The 23,797-nt window shown below is 29.9% G+C and carries 20 protein-coding genes; 15 read left to right on the top strand and 5 right to left on the bottom strand.

Translation table 11 applies throughout. The features are described 5' to 3' along the window. Window positions 1-138: 138 nt before the first annotated feature. Window positions 139-672: a hypothetical protein gene (locus I4V16_RS01465; protein ID WP_027097941.1), complete on the bottom strand. Its 534-nt coding sequence runs from the start codon at window positions 670-672 to the stop codon at window positions 139-141. A 371-nt stretch (window positions 673-1,043) separates the two neighbouring features. Here I4V16_RS01465 and nrdD point away from each other — a divergent pair, with 371 nt between their 5' ends. The 7 genes from nrdD to I4V16_RS01430 all read left to right on the top strand — a co-directional run bounded on the left by nrdD (window position 1,044) and on the right by I4V16_RS01430 (window position 6,966). Next, entirely contained in the window at window positions 1,044-3,164 is a 2,121-nt protein-coding gene (nrdD, locus tag I4V16_RS01460; protein WP_049178615.1) for an anaerobic ribonucleoside-triphosphate reductase, read from the top strand. A 12-nt stretch (window positions 3,165-3,176) separates the two neighbouring features. Next, on the top strand, window positions 3,177-3,683 hold the full coding sequence (gene nrdG, locus I4V16_RS01455) for an anaerobic ribonucleoside-triphosphate reductase activating protein (protein WP_049178617.1): 507 nt from the start codon (window positions 3,177-3,179) through the stop codon (window positions 3,681-3,683). Between the two features lie 114 nt (window positions 3,684-3,797). Further along, window positions 3,798-4,709 (top strand): metallophosphoesterase, encoded by a 912-nt coding sequence (locus I4V16_RS01450; RefSeq protein WP_195617440.1) that lies wholly within the window; start codon window positions 3,798-3,800, stop codon window positions 4,707-4,709. Between the two features lie 21 nt (window positions 4,710-4,730). Beyond that, on the top strand, window positions 4,731-5,666 hold the full coding sequence (locus I4V16_RS01445) for a dipeptidase (protein WP_099327618.1): 936 nt from the start codon (window positions 4,731-4,733) through the stop codon (window positions 5,664-5,666). Window positions 5,667-5,682: 16 nt separating this feature from the next. Then, window positions 5,683-6,423, top strand: coding sequence for an SDR family oxidoreductase (locus I4V16_RS01440; protein WP_049178622.1), 741 nt, complete (start codon window positions 5,683-5,685; stop codon window positions 6,421-6,423). 1 nt (window position 6,424) lies between these two features. Beyond that, the gene (locus tag I4V16_RS01435; protein WP_049178628.1) at window positions 6,425-6,613 is read left to right on the top strand and encodes a hypothetical protein; all 189 of its coding nucleotides are present in this window, start codon (window positions 6,425-6,427) and stop codon (window positions 6,611-6,613) included. A 56-nt stretch (window positions 6,614-6,669) separates the two neighbouring features. After that, window positions 6,670-6,966: a hypothetical protein gene (locus I4V16_RS01430; RefSeq protein WP_049178630.1), complete on the top strand. Its 297-nt coding sequence runs from the start codon at window positions 6,670-6,672 to the stop codon at window positions 6,964-6,966. A 628-nt stretch (window positions 6,967-7,594) separates the two neighbouring features. Here the strand turns inward: I4V16_RS01430 and I4V16_RS01425 are convergent. From I4V16_RS01425 to I4V16_RS01415, 3 genes are all read right to left on the bottom strand, one after another. Beyond that, a complete protein-coding gene (locus tag I4V16_RS01425) occupies window positions 7,595-9,202 on the bottom strand; it encodes a Na/Pi cotransporter family protein (RefSeq protein ID WP_099329056.1) in 1,608 nt (535 codons plus the stop codon). Between the two features lie 358 nt (window positions 9,203-9,560). Then, window positions 9,561-11,057, bottom strand: a complete 1,497-nt coding sequence (locus I4V16_RS01420; RefSeq protein WP_049178633.1) for a HAMP domain-containing sensor histidine kinase — start codon at window positions 11,055-11,057, stop codon at window positions 9,561-9,563. Beyond that, window positions 11,057-11,728 carry a response regulator transcription factor gene (locus I4V16_RS01415; protein WP_049178634.1) on the bottom strand — a complete coding sequence of 224 codons (672 nt, stop codon included), beginning with the start codon at window positions 11,726-11,728 and terminating at the stop codon, window positions 11,057-11,059. Before I4V16_RS01415 ends, I4V16_RS01420 begins: the two co-directional genes overlap by 1 nt. Before the next feature lie 179 nt (window positions 11,729-11,907). Here I4V16_RS01415 and I4V16_RS01410 point away from each other — a divergent pair, with 179 nt between their 5' ends. From I4V16_RS01410 to I4V16_RS01400, 3 genes are read left to right on the top strand one after another with little or no spacing between them, the layout of a single operon-like run. After that, complete coding sequence (locus I4V16_RS01410) at window positions 11,908-13,155, top strand: pitrilysin family protein (RefSeq protein ID WP_049178636.1); 1,248 nt, start codon at window positions 11,908-11,910, stop codon at window positions 13,153-13,155. Between the two features lie 7 nt (window positions 13,156-13,162). After that, window positions 13,163-13,801 carry a recombination regulator RecX gene (gene recX, locus I4V16_RS01405; RefSeq protein ID WP_049178637.1) on the top strand — a complete coding sequence of 213 codons (639 nt, stop codon included), beginning with the start codon at window positions 13,163-13,165 and terminating at the stop codon, window positions 13,799-13,801. 10 nt (window positions 13,802-13,811) lie between these two features. Beyond that, on the top strand, window positions 13,812-14,882 hold the full coding sequence (locus I4V16_RS01400; protein WP_111937845.1) for a transglutaminase domain-containing protein: 1,071 nt from the start codon (window positions 13,812-13,814) through the stop codon (window positions 14,880-14,882). Between the two features lie 130 nt (window positions 14,883-15,012). Here the strand turns inward: I4V16_RS01400 and I4V16_RS01395 are convergent, their stop codons facing one another. Continuing rightward, entirely contained in the window at window positions 15,013-15,366 is a 354-nt protein-coding gene (locus tag I4V16_RS01395; protein ID WP_049178639.1) for a tetratricopeptide repeat protein, read from the bottom strand. A 228-nt stretch (window positions 15,367-15,594) separates the two neighbouring features. Here I4V16_RS01395 and I4V16_RS01390 point away from each other — a divergent pair, with 228 nt between their 5' ends. From I4V16_RS01390 to I4V16_RS01370, 5 genes are all read left to right on the top strand, one after another. Further along, complete coding sequence (locus I4V16_RS01390; RefSeq protein ID WP_111937846.1) at window positions 15,595-19,887, top strand: 2-hydroxyacyl-CoA dehydratase; 4,293 nt, start codon at window positions 15,595-15,597, stop codon at window positions 19,885-19,887. Between the two features lie 195 nt (window positions 19,888-20,082). Then, complete coding sequence (locus I4V16_RS01385) at window positions 20,083-20,976, top strand: ROK family protein (protein ID WP_099329053.1); 894 nt, start codon at window positions 20,083-20,085, stop codon at window positions 20,974-20,976. An 85-nt stretch (window positions 20,977-21,061) separates the two neighbouring features. Beyond that, entirely contained in the window at window positions 21,062-21,793 is a 732-nt protein-coding gene (locus tag I4V16_RS01380) for a MurR/RpiR family transcriptional regulator (RefSeq protein WP_049178645.1), read from the top strand. Window positions 21,794-21,999: 206 nt separating this feature from the next. After that, the gene (locus I4V16_RS01375) at window positions 22,000-23,439 is read left to right on the top strand and encodes a glycoside hydrolase family 1 protein (protein WP_049178681.1); all 1,440 of its coding nucleotides are present in this window, start codon (window positions 22,000-22,002) and stop codon (window positions 23,437-23,439) included. 42 nt (window positions 23,440-23,481) lie between these two features. Continuing rightward, window positions 23,482-23,784: a PTS sugar transporter subunit IIB gene (locus I4V16_RS01370; RefSeq protein WP_195572713.1), complete on the top strand. Its 303-nt coding sequence runs from the start codon at window positions 23,482-23,484 to the stop codon at window positions 23,782-23,784. Window positions 23,785-23,797: the final 13 nt, after the last annotated feature.

Here is a 23,797-nt window from a genome sequence, read left to right as displayed (position 1 = left end):
ACAATTAGTTTACAAAGATGTAATTTGATTTAACAATGCTATGTTATCATAAGGTTGTAGCAAGCAATTGATAAAATTTCTTTGGTTTCGTGTTTCATCCTACTTAAAAAAGCGTCGCAAAAAATGCGACGCTTTTTTCTATTTATTTTTACAATCTACTTCTTTAATTTTTATGTTTTTAGGTAGTATAACCTTAATGTCTTTAATAGTAGATTTACTATCTTCTACATTTATCTTACAAGATACAAGGTCAGTCTTAGTTGTTACTTCCATTTCATATGCTCCATTTTTAGGATTCCTTTTTAATAATAAGTTGACCATTTCTGAGTATTCAATATAGTTATTTTTAAAAACTAAGTAAGTATCAAAAAAGTAAAGTTCTTTAATACTTAATCTTATTAGTAGTCCAACTACAATAGTAATTATAACCATTGCTCCAGTAATTATAGGACTGTACCCAGAATTTCTAAAATAGAAAGCAAATATTATTGTTGCTAGGATTAAACCAAATAAAGGAGCGTAAGAAGTTATTGAACTAGTTTTTACTCTATATTTAATATTTGATTTGTTTTTCCATACAGTTTTATAATGAACAGAATATAAAGAGCTTATGTAGTATCCTAGTGTCATTAAAAAAACAATTCCAAGTAATATTATTATAAATGAATTCATATGCCATCCCTCCATAATGATAAATAGTCAATGTAGAACATTATACTACTATAAATAATGTAGTCAACTATGTTAAAGGATTGGGTAAAAATAGAGGTTTTTAGTTCACCCCCAATGTATAGTGCTGGTTTAGGGGATACCACAATATATAGTGAATTTTTCGTATCATAACCCGATATTTTGTGCAAATGACGATATAGTGCAATAATTAGCAAAAATAATAGAAAAACGAAGAAAGATGAAAATAGTTATAAATATCTATTAATTTAATTTCTGAAAACTATTTTTTTATAAGTTATAATAGCTTTAGTTAATTTATAAAAATAAACATATTAAACCATAAGAGGTAATTTATTGTAAGGGGAATGTACATGGAAGTAATAAAAAGAGATGGAAGCATAGTTGAATTCAACAAACACAAGATTAGAGAGGCTATTTTAAAGGCTATGAAACATGGAAGTGGTATTTATTTACCAGATATAGCAAAATTAATAGCAAATGATGCAGAGAATTATTTTAAGGATGAAAATGAGACTCCAACAATTTATAAAATTGAATCTTATGTTTATGAAAGACTAGTGCATTATGGTCAATCAATAACAGCTAAATCATATGAGGGGTATAGAGCTGTTCAATCATTTAAGAGAAATATTAATACAACAGATGAAAGTATATTAGGGTTAATTCAAAAGACAAATGAGGATGTACTAAAGGAAAATTCCAATAAGAATTCTGTAATAGCTGCAACTCAAAGAGATTTAATTGCAGGGGAAGTATCTAAGGATATATCAAGAAGAAGATTAATTCCACCACATCTAGTACAAGCTCATGATGAAGGTGCAATTCACTGGCATGATATGGATTATACTCTATCACCAATATTCAATTGTTGTCTTATAAATCTTGAGGACATGCTAAACAATGGTACAGTTATAAATGATAAATTAGTAGAATCACCAAAATCATTTGGTACAGCTTGTACAGTAACTACACAAATTATTGCTCAAGTTGCATCTAACCAATATGGTGGTCAAAGTATAACAATTAAGCATTTAGCTAAGTTCTTAAGAGTTACATACGACAAGTATTATAAATTCTATATGGAAAAATACAATAATGAAGAATTAGCAAAAGATTTAGCTAATGACATGAAGATGAAAGACTTAAGAGATGGAGTACAAACTATAAGATATCAACTTTCAACTCTTCAAACAACTAACGGACAAGCGCCATTTAGTACAATTTACCTTGAAATTGAAGAAGGTAATGAATATGAAGAGGAAATGGCATTAATATGTGAAGAAATGATTAAACAAAGACTTGAAGGTATGAAGAACTATAAGGGACAAGAAATAGGTGAAGCCTTCCCTAAATTAGTATATCTTTTAGATGAGCATAACTGCCTAGAAGGTGGAAAGTATGATTACATAACTAAGCTTGCTGCAGAATGTACTGCAAAGAGATTAGTACCTGATTATCAATCAGCTAAGATTATGAGAATGAACTATGAAGGAAATACATTCCCACCAATGGGATGTAGATCTCACTTAAGTCCTTGGAAGGATGGAAATGGAGATTATAAGTGGTATGGAAGATTCAATCAAGGTGTTATAAGCCTTAACCTTCCACAAATAGGTATTATAGCAAATGGTGATATGGAGTTATTCTGGGAACTTTTAGACCAAAGATTGGCTTTATGTAAGGAAGCATTAATAACAAGACATAATATGTTATTAGGTACAGTTTCAGATGTTTCACCAATTCACTGGCAACATGGTGCAATTGCTAGACTTGAGAAGGGTGAAGCTATAGACAAGCTTCTTAATGAAGGATATTCAACATTATCACTTGGATATGTAGGAATCCATGAAATGGTTCAAGCAATGTTAGGGGTAAGCCATACAACTCCAGAAGGAGAAGAGTTTGCACTTGAAGTTATGAATCATATGAAGGATGCATGTGATGAGTGGAAGAATGAAACAGGATTAGGTTTTGGTTTATATGGAACACCAGCAGAAAACTTAATTTATAGATTCTGTAGATTAGATAAAGCTAGATTTGGAGAAATAAAGAATGTAACAGACAGACTTTATTATACAAACTCATATCATGTTCATGTATGTGAGGAAATAGATGCTTTCTCTAAGCTTAAGTTTGAATCTCAATTCCATGGTATTAGTTTAGGTGGTTGTATTTCATATGTTGAAGTACCTGATTTAACAAGAAATGTAGAAGCTGTAGAAAGCTTAATTAACTTCATTTATCACAATATTCAATATGCCGAAATCAATACAAAACCTGATATATGCTATAGTTGTGGATATACAGGAGAAATTAAGTTGGATGAAAACTTAGAGTGGTACTGTCCATCATGTGGAAATAGAGAAGAAAGCGAAATGCAAGTAATGAGAAGAACTTGTGGTTACATAGGTACCAATTTCTGGAATAAAGGAAGAACGGCTGAAATAGGAGATAGAGTACTTCATTTATAAGAAGGTGTTTTCATGAGATATGCAAAGATAAGAAAATTTGATGTGGCAAATGGACCAGATATAAGAACAACTCTTTTTGTTACAGGATGTACAAATAACTGTGAAGGATGTTTTAACAGAGATCTTCAAGATTTTAATAGTGGAGAGCTTTGGACAAAAGAGATAGAAGATGAGTTTTTATCCTATGTTAAAAATCCTAATATTAAGGGAGTAAACATTCTAGGTGGAGAGCCAATGGAACAAATTATGGATGATTCTTTAGTAAATCTTTTAAAAAGAGTTAAAGAAGAAACAGGGAAAGATATTTGGCTTTGGTCAGGTTATATTTATGAAAATATAATTAATGATGAAAAGAAGAGAAGAATTCTTGAGGAAGTTGATGTTCTTATTGATGGACGCTTTCAGTTAGAAAATAGGGACATAAAACTAAAATACAGAGGATCAAGTAATCAAAGAGTTATTGATGTTAAAAAGACCCTTGAAACTGGAGAAATAAGCTTAATAATAAAGGATGAATAGTTAAATATTTAAAGGAGAAATTGCTTTGCAGTTTCTCCTTTTGCATTATGGACACTCACTCTTTATATGTTTTTTCATATAATGCTATAATGAGTAATTATAAGAAGGGATAGTATGACTCCTAATAAATTGTTAAAGCTATACAATATAAGTGGTAGAATACCCTTTGATAGGGAATCCAAAATAGTTGTTATTAGCGATGTTCATAGAGGAGATGGAAGCTATGCTGATTCATTAATGAACAATAAAAATATATATGTAGCAGCATTAAATTACTATTATAAAGAAGGATACACACTTATTGAAGCAGGAGATGGAGATGAACTATGGAAAAATAAATGGTATAGAGATATTTCTTATAATTATAGGGATGTTTTTCAGATATTAAATAAATTTAATAAACTTGGGAGACTTCATATGCTCTATGGGAACCATGATAGTAAGAAAGCATCTAAAGAATATTTAGAAAAGCAAAAAAGAAATCTCCATAAAATAGATAGGGCTTTTGGTGAAGACTTAATATATTTATTGGATAATATTAAATTTAAAGAAAGTATAGTTTTAAGACATGAACCAAGTAAGAAGGAGATATTTATAACCCATGGACATCAGCTAGATTTTATGAATTATGAATTTGCACCTGTAAGCAAGTTTTTAGTAAGGCACCTTTGGAAATATATGGAGGGTATTGCAGGGTTTAAAGCTCCAACTAGTCCAGCTAATAACTATAAAAAAGGTGGTAAAGTAGATAAGAAATTAGCGGAGTGGAGTAAAGAGTATAATAAATTTATTATTTGTGGACATACTCATGAAAGTAGGTTTCCTAAGTTAGGAAAAGGCTTGTATTTTAATGATGGCTGTTGCGTTTTACCCTATTCTATAAGTACAATAGAAATTAATAGTGGACTTATTGCATTAGTTAAATGGATAATAGATGTTAGAGATGATAACACCTTATACATAAGAAGAAATATTTTAGGAGGTCCAGAAAGAGTTGAGGAATACCTAAAATATGTAGAAGAGTAAACAAAAAAAGGGGAAATAGCTATGAAGTATATTGATTTACATTGTGATACAGCTGGTAGAATGCTATATGAAAATGGTGGACTAAAAAGTAATAGTTTTAAAATTGATATTGAAAAGATGAAAAAGGGTGGAGCCTTAGCTCAAGTATTTGCATTTTTTATAGACATAGGAGAAGTTAAAAATCCATTTTTAGAGTTTCAAATTATGTATAGAAACCTAGAAAAAGAGTTAGCCAAGAATAAAAAGGATATAACTTTAGTTAGGAATGTAGAGGAATTATCAAAGGCTGAAAAGGATAAAAAGATAGGAGCATTTCTTTCAATAGAAGAGGGAGAAACTCTTGAAGGAAATATAGATAATCTTCAAAAGGTCTATGATTATGGAGTTAGATTTATTACATTAACATGGAACTATAAAAATAGTTTAGGATACCCTAACTATGAATTTTTATATAAGGATAAGGGCCTTACACCTAAAGGTATAGAAATGGTGGAGGAGATGGAGAGGTTAGGAATAGTTCCTGATGCATCGCATCTTTCAGATAGAGGATTCTATGATCTAGTGGAAAATTGTAAGAAACCATTTATAGTAACACATTCAAATAGCAGAAGTATAAAAAGACACCCAAGAAATTTAACTGATGATATGATTAAAAAGTTATCAGAAAAAGGTGGAGTTATGGGAATTAACTTCTGTGCAGACTTTGTTGGCTATGAAAAAGTTACTCAAATAAAGGACTTGGTTTCACATATTAAGCACATAAAAAATGTTGGTGGAATAGATGTTATATCATTAGGTAGTGATTTTGATGGTATAGGAAATGAAGTGGAAATTAAAGATGCTTCTGAAATGGGGAAATTAGCACAAGCCTTAGAAAAAGAAGGTTTTACAATAGATGAAATAGAAAAAATATACTATAAGAATGCATTAAGATTTTTAATAGATACATTAAAGTAAGGATGGGTAAAGAAAGATGTCAAAGTTATTAGGTAAGGTAGCCATTATTACTGGTGCCTCAAGAGGAATAGGAAGAGCTATAGCTATTGAATTAGGAAAAGAGGGAGCTAGCGTTGTAATTAATTACTCTAAAGATGAAGAAGGGGCAAAGGAAACACTAGAAGTTTTAAGAGAACTAGGGGTAGTAGCATATGCCATAAAGAGGGATGTTTCTTCTTTTGAAGGAGCAGAGGAGATAATTAATAAAACTTTAGAGCATTTTGGTAAGGTTGATATAGTTGTAAATAATGCAGCAAGAAGTACATTAGGATTATTTATGGATGCTACAAGAGAAGATATTGAAGGATTAATTAGCACAAATCTTTTAGGAGCAATGTATCTTACAAAGTTAGCAATACCTCATATGCTTGGTAAAGGTGGGGCAGTTTTAAATATTTCTTCTATGTGGGGAGAAGTAGGAGCTTCCTGTGAAGTTTTATATTCTACATCAAAGGGTGGATTAAATTTATTCACAAAAGCCTTAGCAAAGGAAATGGCTCCATCTAATATAAGAGTTAATGCTATAGCACCAGGTGTTATAGATACAAAGATGAATTCATTTTTAAGTCAAGAGGAAAGAGAAGAACTAGAAAATGAGATCCCAGTTGGAAGGTTTGGACTACCTGAAGAAATAGGAAAGACAGCAGTATTTTTATGTTCAGATGATTCAAGCTATATTACAGGACAAATCCTTAGAGTGGATGGAGGATATATTTAAAATGACTTTGCTTAAGGCAAAATTATTTTATGAAGAGAGAATAAAGATAACAGAGGTAAGAGGGATAAGAGAGGTAAGAAAGTTAAAAGAGAGAATAATGATAATAAAGATAGGGATGAACTTTGCTTATGGCAAAGTTCTTTTTTTTGCTGGAATTAATATCCATGAGGCGTGTATAATAAGAATATAAAGAATTGAGCAATGGTATTATAATTTATTGTTGAATATTCTAAAATGGGGGAGTATATGGAACAGAAATCTTATAAGAATTTAGGAAAGTTTATTTTGGCCTTTTCAATTATAGCTTCATTAGTTATAGTGTTTTTAAGCTTTAGAGGTGAAAGCTTTATAGCAAATTTAAGCAACGGTAGTTTTTCTAATACACTAATGTTTAGTATAGTTTGCATTTTAGCCATCCTAGGAGGAATTGGTATGAAAAATAAGTATCCTGAATATTATAAATATCAAATTATAAGTGGAATAATTTTATTATCAACATCTTTAATATTTGATATTATTCCTAGAATAATCTATCTAACTTAAAGTAAACAATTTTAAAAAATTAGGATTTAGAGGTCTGAAACTTTGCTATAGCAAAGTTTCCTCCTCCTCCGTATTCACCCGTTTAACTTAATTATCTTAATTAACCTAATTATCTTGATTATCCAGATTATCTTAATTAACCTAATTCACCTGATTATCCTGATTATCTCTATTATCTTGATTAACCTAATTATCCTGATTATCTTAATTATCTTCTTATCTTTTTACCTAGTACCTTCTCTTACCTAAACTGTGGTAAGCACTGCTTGTACCTTCTCTTACCTAAAAAAAAGAGAAATTGCAAAGCAATTTCTCCTCCTAATCTCTATTATCCTGATTAACCTGGTTATCTCTATTAACCTAATTCACCTGATTATCTCTATTATATTGATTAACCTGATTATCCTGATTATCTTAATTATCTTCTTACCTTTTTACCTAGTACCTTCTCTTACCCAAACTGTGGGAAGCACTGCTTGTACCTTCTCTTACCTAAAAAAAGAGAAATTGCAAAGCAATTTCTCCTCCTAATCTCTATTATCTTGATTATCCTGGTTATCTCTATTAACCTAATTCACCTGATTATCTCTATTATCTTGATTAACCCAATTACCTTCTTCCCTTTTCTCTATCTTTTACTCACTGCATCTGCAATATTATTTGAATGGTCTCCAATTCTCTCTAAGTTACTTATTAAATCAAGGAAAATTGTACTTGAGTTTGCAGAGCAAGAGTGTTCATTTAATCTTCTAATATTATTTTCTCTAAGATCTTTTTCGTATTTATCTATGGATTCTTCTATCTCTTTAATATTTAATGCTTCTTTATTATCTTCATTCTTATAGCTTTCAATGGCTAAAGTTAAAGCTTCTAAAGTCTTCTCGTACATAGCTATTAATTCATTTTTTGCATCAGTACCAATAGAAATATTATTGTTTATTTTATCAGTAGCCAATTCAACTATATTTTCAGCATGATCACCAATTCTTTCAATGTCATTTATAACATGGAAAGTGGCACTTAAGTTCTTGCTATCTGTTACAGGTAAGTCATAAGATGATAATTCAACTAAGTAGTCTGTTATTTCTCTCTCTAGGCTATTTATTATTTTTTCTCTTCTATAGACTTGTTCTATATTCTTGTCATTATTATTTAAGAAGGCATCCATTGCTTCTTCTATATTTTTCTTAGCTATTTCACCCATTCTTATAGTTTCTTTAAAAACTTGGGAACTTGCTACAACAGGTGTTTCAAGTAAGTTTTTATCTAAATAGATAGCACCATCTTTTTCGATAATTTCATCACCTGGTAAAAGCTTATTAGCAAGTAAAACTAGGTATTTAGCTAAAGGTAATAGAACTATAGTTACAGAAATATTAAATATAGTATGTGCATTTGCAACTTGTCTAGCAACATTACCTGGATCTATACTTTCAATTAAAGAAATTAATGGTGTCATAAATGGAATGAAAATAACTACACCAATAACATTAAAGAATAAGTGAATAAGAGCTGCTTTTTTTGCAGTTCTATTAGCACCAGCTGAAGCAAGTAAAGCTGTTACACAAGTACCTATATTACATCCTAAAATTATTGGAAGTGCTACATTCATATCTATAGAACCAGTTGTTGCTAAAGCAACTAAAATACCAGTAGTAGCAGAGGAACTTTGAACTATTGCAGTCATTCCAAGTCCAGCTAAAACACCTAAGAATCTATTGTTTCCAATTATATAAATTACATTTCTAAAGGCATCTGATTGGGTAAGAGGATTTAATGAAGATGACATAACTCCCATTCCCATAAATAAAATACCAAAACCTAAGGCTATAGATGAAATATCCCTAGCTCTTTTTTTCTTTAGGGCTAGTAAACCAATAGCACCTAGTCCTATAAATATTGGGGCTATTTTATCTAAATCTAAGGAAACCATTTGAGCTGTAATGGTTGTCCCAATGTTAGCACCCATTATAACACCAGCAGCTTGCATTAATGTCATTAGTCCAGCATTTACAAAACTAACAACCATAACTGTAGTAGCGCTAGAACTTTGAATAACTGCTGTTACAATAGTACCTACAAGTACTCCAATATATTTATTGCTAGTAACTCTTTCTAGTATACTTTTAAGTTTTTCTCCTGCGGCATTTTCTAATCCGTCTCCCATAAGTTTCATTCCAAAAAGGAATAAACCTAAACCACCAAATACTTCGATAAAAATATTAAACGTGTCCAAAATTTTCGCTCCTTCAAATCTATAAATTTTTACATAGTTTTAATGTACAACACTATTTTATAATTAAAAGTTAACAATTCTAAGGGCTTTAACCTACATTTAACAATACGTATAATAAAATGTTACAAAAATTATGTCAAATAACATAGAATTTAAAAAATAACGAAAAAAGATACTACCTGGGAAAGTAGTATCTTTTTGATATAGGGTTATTGGGGAGTTGTGACGATTTGTAAACTTCCATATCTGCTAGGAATAATCTTACAATACAAGTATATATAACCAAGTTACATAAATCAACAGAATGTGATTAAATTAGGACCTTTTTCCCTAAAATAGGGACTAAGTTACTATATACCTATTCTTCAGGTGGATTTTCTACAGGTAATGAGAATTTAAATTCTACAGCATTTTCAATATTATTTAAAGAGTAATTAAAGTTGTGAATATCTAGTATGTTTTTTACTATAGACAAGCCAAGACCTGTGCTATTTTTATTTCTACTACGAGCCTTATCTATTCTATAAAACTTATTGAAAAGTTTATCTATATCATTTTTATCTATTTGAATACCGTAGTTTATTACAGATATTTCATAAAAACTATCTTTCATGGAGATAGATACAACAATATCGTTATTTTCAGGGGTATATTTTATTGCATTGGTTATAAGGTTTGTTAAAACCTGTTCCATCTTAAATCTATCTGCTTTTACATAGGAGAAGTTAGTCTTTTCATCAAAAATTATTCTTAATCCATTCTCATTTGCTTCAATAGTAAATTTATTTACTAAGTTTTTAATTAATCTATTAATATTAAAAATTTCTAAGTTTGGTTTTATAACACCTGATTCAAGTCTAGATATCTCAAGCATATTTGTAACTAGAATGCTCATTTTTTTTGATTCATCAATTATTGTTTCTAGGTATTCTAGGGCATTATCCCCAGAAACAATACCATCTTTAAGACCTTCAGCATATCCTTCTATTATACCTATTGGAGTTTTTAGTTCATGACTAACAGAATCAACGAAGTCTTTTCTCATAATCTCTAGATTTCTTTCCTTTTCTATATCTTCTTCAAGCTTCTTATTCTTTTCTTTTAAATCTTGAAGTGCACCATCTAGGTTACTTGATAAAAAGTTTAAGGTACTAGCAAGATTTCCAATTTCATCTTCTCTGTCAATTTTACATTTTTCATTAAAGTTCATTTGGGACATCTTTTTAGCAACATTATTAATTTTTATAAGTGGCTTAGATATAAGATTAGTGTATACAGTAGAAAGTAATATTGATATAAATATGAAACCTATAAATATGTAGGAATAAAATTCTCTTATAACATCAGAAGCTTCTTCAATAGGTTGAATAGATGTAACTGAAATTAATATTGAATCATTAGTAGAATATAAACTCATAGGAGCCAAAACACCAATTTTCGTACTGTTACTATTAGGATCTATAAAATCTATTGTTTGAGCTTTTCCGGATGCAATAATCTCATTTCTTAAATTATTGTTTTTCAATAGTTGTTTTAGTGTTCTAACATAGGCTGTATCTTCACTGTAAGGATCAGAGATATAAAGTGTATCTCCAGTAATGGAAGAGAAAATACCTATTCTTGAATTTGTTTCATTTTCTAATACAATTAATGCTTTGCCAATGTTATTATAATCTTGAGTTTGATTAGCATATAAGGAAGTAAACCTATTAATATCCTTAACTAAATTATTCTTTTTCTTCAATTCATAAAAACTTTGAAAAAAGAAGGTTTGAAATATAAATATAACAATCATTAACCCAAGTAAAAGGCCAAGAGTAATGACGAATATTTTTTTTGATAAGTTATGCTTCATTATTTCACCTCAAATTTATATCCGCTACCTCTAACAGTAACTATATAGTTAGCTTTATCTCCTAATTTTTCTCTTAATCTTTTAACATTGGTATCTACTGTTCTAATATCCCCATAGTAATCAATTCCCCAAACGTTATCTAATATATTATCTCTACTTAAAGCGATACCTTCATTAGAGGTTAAATATATAAGAAGTTCATATTCTTTTGGGGATAATGAAAGTATATTTTCATCTATTTTTACTTCTCTAGAAAGTTTATTTATAACTAATCCATTAAAATCTTGGGTACTTGAATCTACTTTTTCACTAGTCCTTTTTAACAAGGCCTTTACCTTTGCAACTAAAACCTTAGGACTAAATGGCTTTGTAATGTAATCATCAGCACCAAAGTCATATCCTTGAAGTTTATCTTCTTCTTGTCCCTTAGCAGTAAGTAGAATGACAGGAATTGTTGATACCTCTCTTATTTTCTCTAAGGTAGTTAATCCATCCATTACAGGCATCATTATGTCTAAAATTATAAGGTCAATTTTATTATTCTTAAAGATTTCTAAAGCTTCTTTGCCGTTTTCAGCTTCATATACTAAAAACCCTTCCTTTTGGAAATAATCTCTTAATAGAAATCTTATTCTTATTTCATCTTCTACAATTAAAATATTTTTTCTCATAGTATAAAAAACTCCTTTCGTTCTTCACTTTATAAGAAGTTAAAGTTATTATCATACACCTTATGTACATTATATAGAAAATTCCAAGGATATAAAATAGAATAATGTAATTATATATTGTAAAGTTAGGTAAAAAAGCTTATATTATATAGATACAATGATTGATAAGGAGATAATTGATGCTTAAGCTGAATTTTGATGTAAAAAAACACTATTTAGATAATGGTTTAGAAATATTAACTATAAAGAAGGATACCCAAATAGCTTCTATAAATTTAGGAGTTAAAGTGGGTTCAATATATGAGTCCCTAGAAGAAAAGGGAATAAGTCATTTTATCGAGCATATGCTTTTTAAGGGGACAAATAAAAGAAATAATGAAGAGCTTAATGATGAGCTTGAAGCCCTAGGTGGAGAATATAATGCATACACAGATTATAATTCCACAGTATATACAATAAGTTGCTTAAGTGAAGAATTAGAGAATGCTTGTATATTATTAGGAGATATGATTACTTCATCTAATTTCCCAGAGGAAGAGATAGAGAGGGAAAGAGGAGTAATTCTTGCAGAAATGAGAACAAGCAAGGATGATATAGAAGATTTAAGTTTTAAAAGAGTAAATGAAGTGGCTTTTAATAGTAGTCCATTAAGATATGATGTTACAGGGTTAGAAGAAGTTGTTAAAGGATTTAAAAGGGATGATATTAAAAGGTTTTATAATAAGTATTACACTCCTAAAAACAGCTTAATAACAATGGTATCATCTATGGAACATGAAGAAGCTAAGGAGTTAATTAATAGAGAATTTTCTAATTGGCAGGGGGAAGAGGAAGTAGAACATCCTGTAATTAGTGAAGATAATATTCCACTAAAGAAAGTAAGCTATAAAAATGATATGGAGCAAAGTACTATAGTTTATTTATATACATTTTATCATTTAGATAAGAATGATGAGTTAGCACTTAGAATATTAAATCATAGGTTAGGTGAAAGTTCTAATTCATTACTTTTTAGAGAGGTAAGAGAAAAAAAGGGACTTGCTTATGATATCTATACACATTTAGATATGACAAAGAATGTTAAGACTTTATATGTATACACTGCAGTTTCTGATGAAGATGTGGAAGAGGCTATAAGGGCAATAGATGAAACATTAGATAAGGTGGTTAATGGAAAGATAGAAATAGGTAATAAGGACTTAGCTATAATGAAAAAGGTCCATAAAACTGCTGTAATATCAACTTTAGAGGATTCTGCTGAACTTTGTAACTATATATTACATCAGGAACTTGAAGGTGAAGATATTTATGAGTTTGTTAAAGATATGGAAGGTTTAAATAATTTAAATAGGGATAAAATTTATAAAGTATCAAAGCTGGTATTAAAAGATCCTACAATTCATATTTTAACATCTCCAAAGGAGTAGATTAAAAATGAGCAAAATAACTAAGATAGAAGCTCAAAAAAGAACAAAAGATAGAGTTAACATTTATATTGATGAATCCTATGCCTTTTCTGTAAGTGCAGAACTTGTATATAGAGAGGGATTAAGGAAAGACTTAGAAATAAATGAAGAAAAGCTAAAAGAAGTAGTTAAAGAAGACAATATAATAAAGTGTAAGAATACAGCTTTAAGAATAGTAGAAAGAAGCTACAAAACTGAAAAAGAAATTATAGAAAAGCTTTTTGAAAAAGGCTATGAAAAAGATGAGATAGATAAAACCTTAGAATTTTTAAGGGAATACAAGTTTATAAATGATGAAGCTTATACAAAAATGTACGTTAAGGATAGGTCTAAAACCCAAGGTAGAGGGAAAATAAAATATGCCCTTATGAAAAAAGGAGTAGACCAAGAGGACATAGAAAGTGCTTTAGAAACAATAGATAAAGATGAAGAAAAAGAAGCAGCATTAGAGTTAGCTAGAAAAAGATACCTAGTAATTTCTAAAAGAGAAAGTGATAAATATAAAGTTTGGAATAAACTATGTAGATTTTTAGTAGGTAGGGGATACGACTATTCTTTAGTAAAAGAGATAGTTAAGGAAGTTGTCAATGTAGAAGAATTAGAGTAAGGGTGAGCCTATGGATTTATTTAACTTAAATATTCAACAGCTAGTCTGTTTAGGTATAATTATATTTTCTATAATTATATGTGTTAGAAAAGTAGTTTATAGTAGAGATATAAATGAAGCAGTAGACCCAATTTTATCAGGGTGTTCAACTATAGTTACATTTTTTATAATTCTTTATTATTATGAAAAGTTTGATGTTATGGTTGGTAACTTATTAGCTCAAGTATTTCAAAATTCAATAAGAGATAATGGAATAGTTCATGTTGTTTTGTTAGTGGGAATATTTGCTGTAGTTAAATTTATTATATATTCAATACTTAAATTAGTTCACTCATTTTCACTAAATTCTGCTTTAAATAAACTAAGACACAATAGCCCTTTTATTATAATCTTTTCTGTTATATTTGGATTTATAAGGGGAATTATTTGTATTGTTTTAATATGTATTCCTTTAGTTTTATATAATAATTTAGTAAGTTCAAACTATAGGGTAGGTATATTAGATGGACTTAAGCCTTATGATGCACTAGAGGAAATGGTAGATAGCAAAAAGGTTCAAGTTATTTCAAATGGACTAAAGGAGAATATATCTAGCAATAAAATAATTTATTATAATGGTATTACTTTAGATGAAGGGGTTAAATCTAATGAAAGCATAGATAATAAAGCAAAATCATTAGTTTCTAGAGATACTAGTGATAGGGCAAAAGCTAGAAGCCTTTATAGATGGGTTGGAAGCAATGTGATTTATGATGATGAAAAGGCAGAGTCCATAATGGAAAATACATCATCTTTTGAAAGTGGAGCAATACCAACTTTTAGAGATAAAAGAGGAATTTGTTTTGATTATGCTTGTCTTTATACAGCTATGTGTAATGCTATAGGATTAAAAAATAGAATTATTGTAGGTGATGCTTACAATGGAAGCGAGTTTGTAAGTCATTCATGGAATCAGGTATATCTTGAAGATGAAGGCAAGTGGATAAATGTAGATCCAACTTTTTATATCTCAGGTAATTACTTTGATTCATCAAACTTTGAGGAAACACACAAAACTAAAAATATAGCAGGAGAATTTTAAACTAAAAAATTACAAGACACCAAGTTTAAGAAACTTAGTGTCTTTTGTTTTACCCAATATTAAGTAGGTTAATATAAAAATGGCTTTAAAGCAAGATAAATACTTACTTTAAAGCTATGTGAAATATTATTTACTTCTTTCTAATTTTAGATGTTATTAGTTTAATTGCTTTTTCACAGTCATCATCATCATTATTTAATGCCCAAGCCATATTAAAGTTAACTAAAGCTTTATTAGAATCCTCTTTCATGGCATAGCAATACCCTAAATTAAAGTAATACTTGCTATCTTTTTGAAGAGCTAAAGCATTTTGTATCATGGAAATAGCATTATCATAATCTTTAAGCTTAATGAAACAAACTCCAGCATTATAGTAGGAGCAAGCTTCATTTTCTTTTTTAGAAACAGCTCTTTTATAACAATCTATAGCTCTTAAATAATCTTGAGAATTGTAAAGTTTATTACCTTCGCTAAAAAAATTCATAGTTTCCTCCATAAGTATAAAATAAAAGTTCATTATGATTATAGACATTGGCAATATAATATATACATATTTTTCTATCAATATTCATAATATAAATAAATAATTACAATAGTATACAAATGTTACAAATCTTTAAATCATTATTAAATTTTCGTTGCTTTTCTTGAAATTAGATTCAATGGGTTTATAATATAGTTTGGGGCAAAATTTACTAAAGTAGGTGTATTTATGAAGAAATATAATATGGGGCTAGATGTGGGATCAACTACAGTAAAATTAATAGTATTAGATGGTGATGAGAATATTGTTTACAGTGAGTACAGGAGGCATTTTTCCGATATTAGAAGCACAATAATTAATTTAATTAAAGAGGCTTATGATGTTGTTGGGGAGTGCAAAATTACAGTAGGTGTAACAGGTTCTGGAGGACTTTCTGTATCAAAGTGGTTAGGTGTAGACTTTATTCAAGAGGTAATAGCATGTACTAAAACAGTAGAAGAAGTTATACCAGAAACAGATGTGGCAATCGAATTAGGTGGGGAAGATGCCAAAATTACATACTTTAAAGGCGGAATAGAACAGAGAATGAATGGTACTTGTGCAGGTGGTACAGGTGCATTTATAGATCAAATGGCAACCCTATTGAACACAGATGCAATGGGGTTAAATAAATTGTCAAAGGAACATAGTGTTATATACCCAATAGCTTCTAGATGTGGAGTTTTTGCTAAAACTGATGTTCAACCATTAATTAATGAAGGGGCTAAAGCAGAAGATATAGCTGCATCAATACTTCAAGCTGTTGTTAATCAAACTATTAGTGGACTAGCTTGTGGAAAACCTATAAAAGGAAATGTAGCATTTTTAGGAGGACCACTATACTTTTTATCTGAATTAAGAGAAAGATTTATTGAAACTTTAGGATTAAAAGATGATGAAGTGATTTTTCCTGAAAACCCTCAACTTTTTGTAGCTATAGGTGCTGCACTTTTATCAAGAAATAAAGAAGTTGTTAGCTTTAAAGAATTACATAAGAGAGTTGAAAATATATCAAATATAAATGAAGAAGAAGTAGATAGATTATCACCACTGTTTAAATCACAAAGTGATTATGATGAATTTGACAAGAGGCACTCTAAAGCAAAAGCCAAAAGAGGCAAACTAGAGGATTGTAGAGGTGGTGTATTCTTAGGAATAGATGCAGGATCTACTACAACAAAAGTGGTGTTAATTAATAAAGATGGAGAAATAGTTTATGATTTTTATGGTGGTAATGGAGGAAATCCTTTAAAGAAGGTTATAGAGATATTAAAAGACCTATATTCCAAGTTGCCACAGGGAGTAGAAATTATTAACTCAACAGTAACAGGATACGGTGAAGCTTTAATTAAAGCTGCATTACATATAGATATAGGAGAAATTGAAACAATTGCACATTATAAGGCAGCAGATTACTTCTTGCCAGGAGTTGACTTTATACTAGACATTGGTGGACAAGATATGAAATGCCTTAGAATAAAAAATGGAGTTATAGACTCAATTTTACTTAATGAAGCATGTTCATCAGGATGTGGTTCTTTTATTGAAACCTTTGGTAAATCGCTAAATATGAAGGTAGAGGATTTTGCTAAGGAAGCAATTAAGTCAAAATCACCAGTTGATTTAGGATCAAGATGTACTGTGTTCATGAATTCCAGAGTTAAACAAGCCCAAAAAGAGGGTGCAGAAATAGCAGATATTTCAGCTGGACTTTCATATTCAGTAATAAAAAATGCATTGTTTAAGGTTATTAAAATACGTGATGAAAAAGAAATGGGAGAAAAGATAATAGTTCAAGGTGGTACATTCTATAATGATGCCGTTCTTAGAAGTTTTGAACTTATATCAGGAAGAGAAGCAGTAAGACCAGATATAGCTGGACTTATGGGAGCTTTTGGAGCAGCTCTTATTTCTAAGGAAAGATATGTAGAAGGGGAAAAATCTACTATTCTTTCAAGGGAAAAGGTTGATAGCTTCCAAATGACTTCTGACTTTAGAAGATGTGGCCGTTGTGGAAATAATTGCCTTTTAACAATAAATAAATTCTCTACAGATGAAGAATTTATTTCTGGAAACAGATGTGAAAAAGGATTAGGAATAGATAAGGTTAAAGAAGAAGTTCCTAATATGTACAAATATAAATTTAAAAGAACCTTTAATTATATTCCATTAAAGAAAGATGAAGCAAAAAGGGGAACTTTAGGATTACCAAGAGTTCTTAATATGTATGAAAACTACCCATTTTGGTTTACACTTTTAACTAATTTAGGATTTAGAGTAGAGCTTTCTCCAGTTTCAAGTAAGAGTATATACGAGCTTGGAATAGAAACAATACCATCTGAATCTGCTTGTTATCCAGCAAAAATTGCTCATGGACACATTATGGCATTAGTTAATAGGGGAATAAAAAATATATTCTACCCATGTATTCCTTATGAGAGAATAGAGTTTAAGGATGCTAATAATCACTATAATTGTCCAATGGTAACATCATATCCAGAAGTAATAAGAAACAATATGGATGTTTTAAAAGAGAAGAATATTAAATTTATTCAACCATTTTTAAATTTGGAAGAAAGAAATGTATTACCAGAAAGAATTGTAGAAGAATTTAAGGACTTTAATGTAACTATAGATGAAGCAAGAAAGGCAGTTGAAGAAGCCTATAAAGAAAGAGAAAACTTTGATAATGATATAAGAAATAAAGCTCAAGAAGTATTAGATTATTTAAAGGAAACTGGAAAGAAGGGTATAGTTTTAGCAGGAAGACCATACCATATTGACCCAGAAATTAATCATGGAATACCTGATATAATTAACTCCTTTGATATGGCTGTATTAACTGAGGATAGTGTGGCACATTTAGGAGAATTAGATTCGCCTTTAAGGGTTGTTGACCAGTGGATGTATCATTCAAGGTTATATAGGGCTGCGAGTTTTGTGTCTAAGAATGATTCCTTAGAATTAATTCAACTTAATTCATTTGGATGTGGTCTTGATGCGGTTACAACAGACCAAGTTTCAGAAATTCTTTCTTCTAAAGGAAAGATATATACATGCCTAAAAATTGATGAAGGTAACAATTTAGGAGCTGCTAAAATAAGAATAAGATCTTTAAAGGCTGCTATGGAAGAAAGAGAAAGAAATGGATATGTGCCTGTAGAGGAAAAAATAGAGTTTAAAAATCCTACATTTACAAAAGAAATGAGGAAAAGACATACTATTATCGCTCCACAAATGTCTCCAATTCATTTTGATATAATAGAGCAAGCAGTAAGGTCATGTGGATATAATTTAGAAGTACTTCCTGCTATAGATAGTGAGGCTGTAGAAGAAGGGTTAAAGTATGTTAATAATGATGCTTGTTATCCATCAATAATAGTTGTAGGACAAATAATACATGGCTTAAAATCAGGAAAATATGATGTTAATAATACCTCTGTAATTATTACTCAAACAGGGGGAGGATGTAGAGCAACAAATTACGTTGGGTTCTTAAAGAAAGCATTAAAGGAAGCAGGATTTCCTCAAGTACCCATATTATCTTTAAATGCTGTAGGACTTGAAAAACAACCAGGGTTTAAAATTACTTTACCTTTATTAAACAGAACTATTATGGGACTGATTTATGGAGACTTATTCATGAGAGTTTTATATGCTACAAGACCTTATGAAAAAGTAAAGGGCTCTGCTAATGCTTTATATAAAAAGTGGAATGAAATAGCTAAAGAAAATGTTAAGAGTGGTAGCAAGAGGACATTTAATAAAAATATAGAACAAATAGTTAAAGAATTTGATGAGTTAGAGTTATTAAATATAAAGAAACCTAAGGTTGGTTTAGTAGGAGAAATTCTTGTTAAGTTCCATCCAACAGCTAATAATAATGTTGTTGATATAATTGAAGAAAATGGAGCAGAAGCAGTGATGCCAGATTTAATGGACTTCTTCTTCTACACAGCATATGATCAAGAATTTAAGTATAGATATCTTGGTGACAGTAAGATTAAGAGAAATATATATATGATGGCTATAGGGTTCTTAGAAAGCTATAGAAAAGCAATGAAGAAGGCTTTAAATGACTCTAAGAGATTCCATGCTCCATCTCATATTAAAGATTTAGGAAAGATGGCATCACAAATACTTTCCTTAGGAAATCAAACTGGTGAAGGATGGTTCCTTACAGGAGAGATGATAGAACTTATTGAAAGTGGTACATCTAATATAATTTGTATGCAACCATTTGCTTGTTTACCAAATCACGTAACAGGTAAAGGAATGATAAAGGCACTTAAGGAAAAGTATCCTGAATCAAATATAGTAGCAGTAGATTATGACCCAGGAGCTTCAGAGGTAAATCAATTAAACAGAATTAAGTTAATGCTTTCTGTAGCATTTAAGAAGCTTGAAGGTGAGATGTTTATAGACTTACCAGCACATAAAGAAGCTAGTATAACAGAAGAGACTTTAATAACAGTAGAATAAAACAAAAAAGGGGTAGATACATATCTAATCCCTTTTTTTGTGTGTAAAAAACAGGATGTTTTTAATAAAAAACAAATTACTAATATGATTAGTTTGTAACTAAAGTAATATATTGGGTTTAATTTTCTATAATATGTAGTATTTTTAAGTAAGTATCATTAATAATATTAATAGAAGTACAAAGGGGGATTTATGATGAAGAAACATTATTTAGGGGTAGATATAGGTGGAACTTTTATAAAGTATGCTAAGGTGGATGAAGATTTTAATATTATTAATAAGTGGAAGGTAAAGTCTGTTGAGTTTAATGAGAAGGATGGATTTTATGATTATCTTTGTTCCAATATGGGAGATTTAAATGGAATTGAAAGTATTGGGATAAGTGCCCCAGGACTTATAGATAAAAATTCTAATGTGAAATCTTATGCGGCACCTAACGTTCGCATTATGTATGGCACTAATATTAATAATGAAGTTAATAAAAGAACAGGAAAAATTGTAGCATCAATAAATGATGCAAAGTCAGCAGGGCTTTGTGAATTCAAAATTGGTAATGCTAAAGGAAGTAGCTCATCTGCATTTCTCATTATAGGGACAGGCACTGGTGGATGTGTATGTGACAGTAATGGAGTTGTTTATGGAAAAGATTCTTTTGCAGGAGAATTTCATCATTTAGCATTTATGAACTTAGAGACTAAACAAATAGATAGATTAGGTGATTATGCCTCAATAACTGCATTAGTTTCAATATATAATTCAAAAGTAGATGAAAAAGATAAAGTTGATTTTGGAAATGAAGTTACCTCTAAATATAAAAATGGTGAGGAGAGGGCAATTGAATCAGTTGAAGATTGGATGAATAATATAATTGTTCAGTTACTTACCATAACGACATTTTATAATCCAGAAGTAATATGCATAGGTGGAGGTATTTCTGAGGAGGATTGGTTTATTAATTTATTAAAAGATAAATACAAGGAGAAATGTATTGAGTTTTTAAGCTCAGATGTTATTACTACTGATATAAGAGCATGCAAATATAATAACGATGCTAATATATTTGGAGCAATAATAAATGTTAAATCCTAATTTCCTATAAAAAACTGGAATGCCAAACAATAATTGGTTATAATATTTATGTAAACGATTGATTGGGAATGGGGTTGACAATAATATGTTTAATTATGAGGTTATACAAAGTTTAAATGAGTTAGAGCTTTCATTATACAGTTATATAATGATGAATAGAAAAAAAGTTATGTATATGAGAATTAGAGAGTTAGCAGATGAAGCTCATGTATCAACTACTACAATTCTAAGATTCTGCAAGAAACTAAAATGTGAAGGCTTTTCTGAGTTTAAAGTTAGATTTAAAATGTATATAGAAGAAGAAAATATAAAAAAAGTAAGTGATGATGCCTCAGAAATAATAAACTTCCTTAAGGGTATAGATAATAGTGATTTAGACTATAAATTGGACAGGCTATGTAATATGGTTAAAAATGCAAATACAATAATTTTTATTGGAATAGGTTCTTCCGGAATATTAGGTAAGTATGCAGCTAGGTATCTTTCTTCCATAGGGAAATTTGCAGTGCATATAGATGATCCATTTTTCCCTACAGATTTTAGATATTACTCTACTAATGCTTTGGTTATAGCGCTATCTGTTTGTGGAGAGACCCCAACTACTATTGATCATGTTGCCAAAATTAAAAAAGAAGGTTGCACAGTTGCTAGTATTACCAACACAGAGAATTGCACTCTTGCCAAAATGTCGGACTTAAACCTTACATATTATGTTCAACAAGTAAAGGTTGGGGAAAGCGATATTACAACACAGTTACCTGTATTATATATAATAGAGAGAATAGGTAAAAAATTATATAATGAATATAGAATTTAAAATATTAAGGTTCCTTACATGAACTATCATGTAAGGAACCTTATTTTTTTCTTTAGAAAAGACAGATAAATAAAAAACAAGATGTTATTTTTTGGTATCAATTTATTAAAGAGTGGGACATGTTTTTTAAGGACCTAATTGGGTTACAAAGATTTTTTTAGGGGGGTATAATAAGCTTATAAAGCAGAATGAAGGGAGTTGAAATAATGATATATACTAAATTGGATGCTTTCAGAGATGATTTTTTATGGGGATCAGCATCAGCTGCTTATCAAGTAGAAGGAGCTTGGAATGAAGGTGGCAAAGGAGAAAGTATATGGGATATATATACTAAAATTCCTGGTACAACATTTAAGGGAACTAATGGAGATATAGCAGTAGACCACTATAACAGATATAAAGAGGATGTAGCTTTAATGGCTGAAATGGGGTTGAAGGCATATCGATTTTCAATATCATGGAGTCGTATATATCCAGAAGGAAGAGGAGAAGTAAATGAAGAGGGCTTAAAGTTTTACGATGACTTAATTGATGAATTATTAAAAAATAATATAAAACCAATAATAACAATATATCATTGGGATTTACCTAAAGCACTTCAAGATTTATATGGAGGATGGGAATCTAAGAATATCATAGAAGACTTTAATAATTATTGTATAACTTTATATAAGAGATATGGAGATAGGGTAAAATATTGGGTAACTTTAAATGAACAGAATGTATTTATAGGATTAGGCTATAAAGAAGGTTTGCATCCACCTGGTGTAAAGGATATCAAAAGAATGCTCCAAGCTAATCATATAGCTAATCTTGCAAATGCAAAAGCTATAGAGTCATTTAGGTTATTTGTACCTAATGGTATGATAGGGCCAAGCTTTGCTTTTTCACCAACATACCCATATAGTTGTAATCCAGAAGACATCTTAGCAGCGGAAGATGCTGAGGACATAAATTGTAGTTGGTGGTTAGATGTTTATTGTAAGGGTACTTATCCATCATTTGCACTTAAAAACTATGAAAAATTAGGAATTGCTCCTGTTATTGAAGATGAGGAGTTAGAACTTTTAGAAAAGGGTAAGGCAGACTTTATAGGAATAAATTATTACAGATCATCTACAGTTGCAATGAATTCCATAGATGGAGTAACTGGAAATTATAAGATGAATAATTCAGGTGAAAAAGGAACTCAAGAAGAGGGTGGAATACCAGGAGTATATAGAAATAAAAGAAATCCACATCTTGATAGTACAAATTGGGATTGGGAAATTGATTCTACTGGGTTAAGAATTGGATTAAGAAGATTAACAAGTAAATATGGATTACCAATCTTAATTACTGAAAATGGCCTTGGAGAGTTTGATAAGCTTCAAGAGGGTGATGTTATAAATGATGATTATAGAATAGAGTATTTAAGAAATCATATAAAAGCTTGTAAAGAAGCTGTTACTGATGGAGTAGAACTTTTGGGATATTGTACTTGGTCATTTACAGATTTATTAAGTTGGCTAAATGGATATCAAAAGAGATATGGCTTTGTTTATGTAAATAGAGATGAAAATGATATAAAGGATTTAAGAAGAATTAAGAAGAAAAGCTTTTATTGGTATAAGGATGTAATAAAAAACAATGGTAAAGACATTTAAATAATTCTAAATTAAAAAATTAAAATTAAGGAGTGAGTTTTTATGAAAAAAATATTATTAGTGTGTGCAGCAGGAATGTCAACAAGTTTATTAGTTAATAAAATGAAAGAATCTGCAATAGAAAAAGGTATAGAAATAGATATAGAAGCATTACCAATATCAGAATGCTCAGCAGTGATAGATAGTGTTGACATTGTATTATTAGGGCCTCAAGTACGTTTCCAAAAGCCACAAGTAGATGCTTTAGTTGCAGGAAGAGTTCCAGTAGAAGTAATAGATATGAGGTTATATGGAACAATGAATGGAAAGGCAATATTAGAGGGTGCATTGGCTAAGATTTCTTAATCTTAGCTTAATG

The sequence above is a fragment of the Clostridium sp. 1001283B150210_160208_E6 genome, from assembly GCF_015669365.1.
Lineage (GTDB): Bacteria > Bacillota > Clostridia > Clostridiales > Clostridiaceae > Clostridium > Clostridium paraputrificum.
Note: the sequence above shows the minus strand (reverse complement) of the source record. Positions and strands in the feature narration are given on the sequence as shown.

What these genes read in the sequence shown, in the direction of transcription:
- I4V16_RS01465 (WP_027097941.1), bottom strand. Translation starts at nt 672, where the DNA reads ATGAATTCATTTATAATAATATTACTTGGAATTGTTTTTTTAATGACA.
- nrdD (WP_049178615.1), top strand. Translation starts at nt 1,044, where the DNA reads ATGGAAGTAATAAAAAGAGATGGAAGCATAGTTGAATTCAACAAACAC.
- nrdG (WP_049178617.1), top strand. Translation starts at nt 3,177, where the DNA reads ATGAGATATGCAAAGATAAGAAAATTTGATGTGGCAAATGGACCAGAT.
- I4V16_RS01450 (WP_195617440.1), top strand. Translation starts at nt 3,798, where the DNA reads ATGACTCCTAATAAATTGTTAAAGCTATACAATATAAGTGGTAGAATA.
- I4V16_RS01445 (WP_099327618.1), top strand. Translation starts at nt 4,731, where the DNA reads ATGAAGTATATTGATTTACATTGTGATACAGCTGGTAGAATGCTATAT.
- I4V16_RS01440 (WP_049178622.1), top strand. Translation starts at nt 5,683, where the DNA reads ATGTCAAAGTTATTAGGTAAGGTAGCCATTATTACTGGTGCCTCAAGA.
- I4V16_RS01435 (WP_049178628.1), top strand. Translation starts at nt 6,425, where the DNA reads ATGACTTTGCTTAAGGCAAAATTATTTTATGAAGAGAGAATAAAGATA.
- I4V16_RS01430 (WP_049178630.1), top strand. Translation starts at nt 6,670, where the DNA reads ATGGAACAGAAATCTTATAAGAATTTAGGAAAGTTTATTTTGGCCTTT.
- I4V16_RS01420 (WP_049178633.1), bottom strand. Translation starts at nt 11,057, where the DNA reads ATGAAGCATAACTTATCAAAAAAAATATTCGTCATTACTCTTGGCCTT.
- I4V16_RS01415 (WP_049178634.1), bottom strand. Translation starts at nt 11,728, where the DNA reads ATGAGAAAAAATATTTTAATTGTAGAAGATGAAATAAGAATAAGATTT.
- I4V16_RS01410 (WP_049178636.1), top strand. Translation starts at nt 11,908, where the DNA reads ATGCTTAAGCTGAATTTTGATGTAAAAAAACACTATTTAGATAATGGT.
- recX (WP_049178637.1), top strand. Translation starts at nt 13,163, where the DNA reads ATGAGCAAAATAACTAAGATAGAAGCTCAAAAAAGAACAAAAGATAGA.
- I4V16_RS01400 (WP_111937845.1), top strand. Translation starts at nt 13,812, where the DNA reads ATGGATTTATTTAACTTAAATATTCAACAGCTAGTCTGTTTAGGTATA.
- I4V16_RS01395 (WP_049178639.1), bottom strand. Translation starts at nt 15,366, where the DNA reads ATGAATTTTTTTAGCGAAGGTAATAAACTTTACAATTCTCAAGATTAT.
- I4V16_RS01390 (WP_111937846.1), top strand. Translation starts at nt 15,595, where the DNA reads ATGAAGAAATATAATATGGGGCTAGATGTGGGATCAACTACAGTAAAA.
- I4V16_RS01385 (WP_099329053.1), top strand. Translation starts at nt 20,083, where the DNA reads ATGAAGAAACATTATTTAGGGGTAGATATAGGTGGAACTTTTATAAAG.
- I4V16_RS01380 (WP_049178645.1), top strand. Translation starts at nt 21,062, where the DNA reads ATGTTTAATTATGAGGTTATACAAAGTTTAAATGAGTTAGAGCTTTCA.
- I4V16_RS01375 (WP_049178681.1), top strand. Translation starts at nt 22,000, where the DNA reads ATGATATATACTAAATTGGATGCTTTCAGAGATGATTTTTTATGGGGA.
- I4V16_RS01370 (WP_195572713.1), top strand. Translation starts at nt 23,482, where the DNA reads ATGAAAAAAATATTATTAGTGTGTGCAGCAGGAATGTCAACAAGTTTA.